The 2743-nt window shown below is 68.1% G+C and carries 4 protein-coding genes and 1 pseudogene; 2 read left to right on the top strand and 3 right to left on the bottom strand.

Translation table 11 applies throughout. From position 1 onward, the window contains the following. On the bottom strand, window positions 1-253 hold a 253-nt coding region (locus tag Tther_RS12970), incomplete at its 3' end, for a mobilization protein (protein WP_143904523.1). A 169-nt stretch (window positions 254-422) separates the two neighbouring features. Between Tther_RS12970 and mobQ the strand changes: the two genes are divergently transcribed. Continuing rightward, entirely contained in the window at window positions 423-1586 is a 1164-nt protein-coding gene (gene mobQ / locus Tther_RS12965) for a MobQ family relaxase (RefSeq protein WP_143904521.1), read from the top strand. 18 nt (window positions 1587-1604) lie between these two features. On the opposite strand, the gene Tther_RS12960 is transcribed toward mobQ, so the two are convergent. After that, window positions 1605-2453, bottom strand: a complete 849-nt coding sequence (locus Tther_RS12960; protein WP_221934041.1) for a replication initiation protein — start codon at window positions 2451-2453, stop codon at window positions 1605-1607. Further along, entirely contained in the window at window positions 2440-2607 is a 168-nt protein-coding gene (locus Tther_RS13820) for a DUF7706 family protein (protein WP_425472838.1), read from the bottom strand. Before Tther_RS13820 ends, Tther_RS12960 begins: the two co-directional genes overlap by 14 nt. Before the next feature lie 28 nt (window positions 2608-2635). On the opposite strand from Tther_RS13820, the pseudogene Tther_RS13815 reads away from it, so the two are divergent. Then, window positions 2636-2743, top strand: a pseudogene (locus tag Tther_RS13815) (hypothetical protein); the annotation flags it as partial.

Below are 2743 nucleotides of genomic sequence, written 5' to 3'. Positions count from 1 at the left end.
GGCCGAACAGGGCGCGATCATCGGCCCGCGTCAGCGTGGCATCCATCATTGCCAGGAGCTTGTCTTTCGGCCATTCCCCGCGCTCGACTTTGGCGAGGATGGCAGCGCCGACCAGGATTTTCCGGCGCGTGTCCTGCTGGCGTGTCAGCTTCGCTTGTGCGGCACGTTGGCGGGCGAGTATTTTCGCCTTGCGTGCCTTCTCCTGTTTGAGCTTGGCCTCCAGCGCCGCTATTCGTTCGTCGATGCTTGCCATGCGTCCCCCTTTGGCGTGTGAGATGGCCGCATTTTAGCCCGCCGTGCTGGGGGTGCGCAGGCGTAGAATACGCCGCAACACCCACCCGCAGCGAACAGCAAGGGCGCACTTATGCAAACTTCGTTTGCGTGCGGTCAGGGCTGCGCCCCGACACCCCGAGGAAACGCCCGTGGCGATCTACCACCTATCCGTCAAGACGATAAGCCGGTCTGCCGGTCGCAGTGCGACAGCGGCAGCGGCCTATCGTGCCGGGGTGAAAATCACCGACGAGCGCACCGGCGAGATTCACGACTACACCCGCAAGGGTGGCGTCGAATCCGCCGAGCTGATCTTGCCTGCCGGTGCGCCAGAGTGGGCCGCCGACCGGGCGGCACTCTGGAACGCTGCCGAGCAGGCCGAGACCCGCAAGAACTCGACGGTGGCCCGCGAGTTCGAGATCGCCCTACCCGCCGAGCTTTCCCCCGCCGAGCGGGCGCGGCTGGCCCGCGACTTGGCGCGGGAGATCGTGGAGCGGCACGGATGCGCGGCTGACGTGTGCATCCATGCCCCCGGCAAGGACGGCGACGACCGCAACCACCACGCCCACATCCTGCTGACCACCCGCCGCCTAGGGCCGGAGGGTTTCGGCGAGAAAACCCGCGAGCTAGACGACCAGAAAACCGGGCCGCAGATCGTCACGCAGTGGCGGGAGCGGTTCGCCCAGTTGCAGAACGAGCGCCTACGCGAAGCGGGGCACTCGGTGCAGGTTGACCACCGCAGCCACGCCGAGCGCGGCCTAGACGCGGAGCCGACCCGGCACCTTGGGCCAGCGGCCACCGGCTACGAGCGCCGCACCGGCGAGCCGAGCCGCAAGCGGCTGGACTTCGAGGCCGAGATAGCCGACCGGCTGACGCGGGCCCGCGAGGCGGGCGAGTTGGAGCGGCAAGGCCGCCAGATCGACCGGGGCATCCTCGACCTGTCGGGCGACCTGGAAGCGGCCAAGCGGGAGCGCGACCGCCAGCTCGCCGAGCGGGCGGCAGCGCCCAAGACTGCCGAGCAGTCCCGGCAGGAGGCCGAGCAGCTCGCCCGCCAGGCCATCGGCCAAGGGGTGCGCCTGTATGCCGTCGGCGAAGGTGCGACCGCGCGGGGGCAGATTGTGGGCGAAACAGCCCATCACTACGTGCAGCGCGTGTCCCCGACCGTGGCCGCGATCCACGAGAAAGCGCGGTTCGGCCACCTGCCGCCAGGTCAGCGACCGAAGATCGGCCAACACCTTGCCATCGGCTACACCGACGGCAAGGCCAAGGCAACGCCGATCCAGCCGCCCGGGCGCGGCCGCGGCCTCACCCGGTGAAGCTGGCCGAGCAGCGGCTCAGCCCCCCAGGGGCAGGCGGCCCTGCGGGTCGCGCATGAAGGTGAAGCGCAGCGCCTTGACCTTGCGGCCCGCCTTGATCGGCTGCCACTGGATGAGCCAGCCGTCTTTCTCGGTCAGTTCCTTGACCGCAGGCTCGATGATCTTCCGTCGCACTGCGGCGAAGTCCGCCGCCTGTTTCTCGGTGGCTTCCATCGAGGCGCAGAAGTCCTCGATCGTGTATTCCGCCGTGCCGGTGGACTCGAAGCGCGTCAGCAGTTCCAGGAGCCGCCAGCTGTAGACCGAGCGCAGCGCGGACGCTTGCTGTAGCTGGTAGGTGGTGAACTGTGCCTTGAGGCCGAGCAGATGCCGCAGCAGATCCGGCCACCATGCCAGCTCCACCCAGCCCTCGCCGTCCTGGTACTTCACCGACCCGACCCAGCGCATTTGCACCTTGGTGGGCGGCAGCGGCTTGCCGTTGCGCTTGTGGGCAGGCTCGTAGAACGTGATCGACCGCTTGTAAAGGGCTTTGGCCGCTGCCTGCAACTGGTCATAGGCCGTGTCGAGATCGACCTGGAAGGCCTCGGCGTACTCCATTGCCGTGATACGGGTGCGCGGCACCTCGCCGGGTGGCAGTGCGCGGCGGCTGTCCAGCTTGGACACCGCAGCGGCCACGATGCGCTTCTCGGCAAGGGTCAGGCCGTGTCCTGCGCGGGTTAGCGCGTTGCTCATCGTCACCCAGCGCTCGCCCGGCTGGCGCTCCACGTCGGCGGCGTCGTAGTTGGCCAACGCCTGCGCTGCGGCCTTCGGCGGGCGTCCGCGCCGCTTGGGCGCGGGCACTTCGGGCAGCAGTTCGTCAGCGCGGCGCATAGCCTGCCTCCGCGAGTGCTTTCGCCAGTTCGCGCATGGCGTCCATCATCAAGTCGGCTTCGTCGTCGCCCACGGCGTTTTGCCGGACTTCGGTCCAGCGGACACGCTTGACGAATTGAGCCAAAGCCAGCGCCTGCGCGGGTTCCAGCACCATCCAGACCTCTACCTGATCGTTCATATCTGCCGTCCTTCCCGCCGTGCCCTGGCAACGCTGCCAGTTCCATCTGCAGCAGAATGCCGGACAGTTCGTCACCCGCCAGGAAGCCAAAAAGTCCGTCGCCGCCCAGTTG

Source organism: Tepidimonas thermarum (genome assembly GCF_007556705.1).
Lineage (GTDB): Bacteria > Pseudomonadota > Gammaproteobacteria > Burkholderiales > Burkholderiaceae_C > Tepidimonas > Tepidimonas thermarum.
The sequence above is the reverse complement of the archived record's forward strand: the minus strand, read 5'-3'. Positions and strand labels throughout refer to the sequence as shown.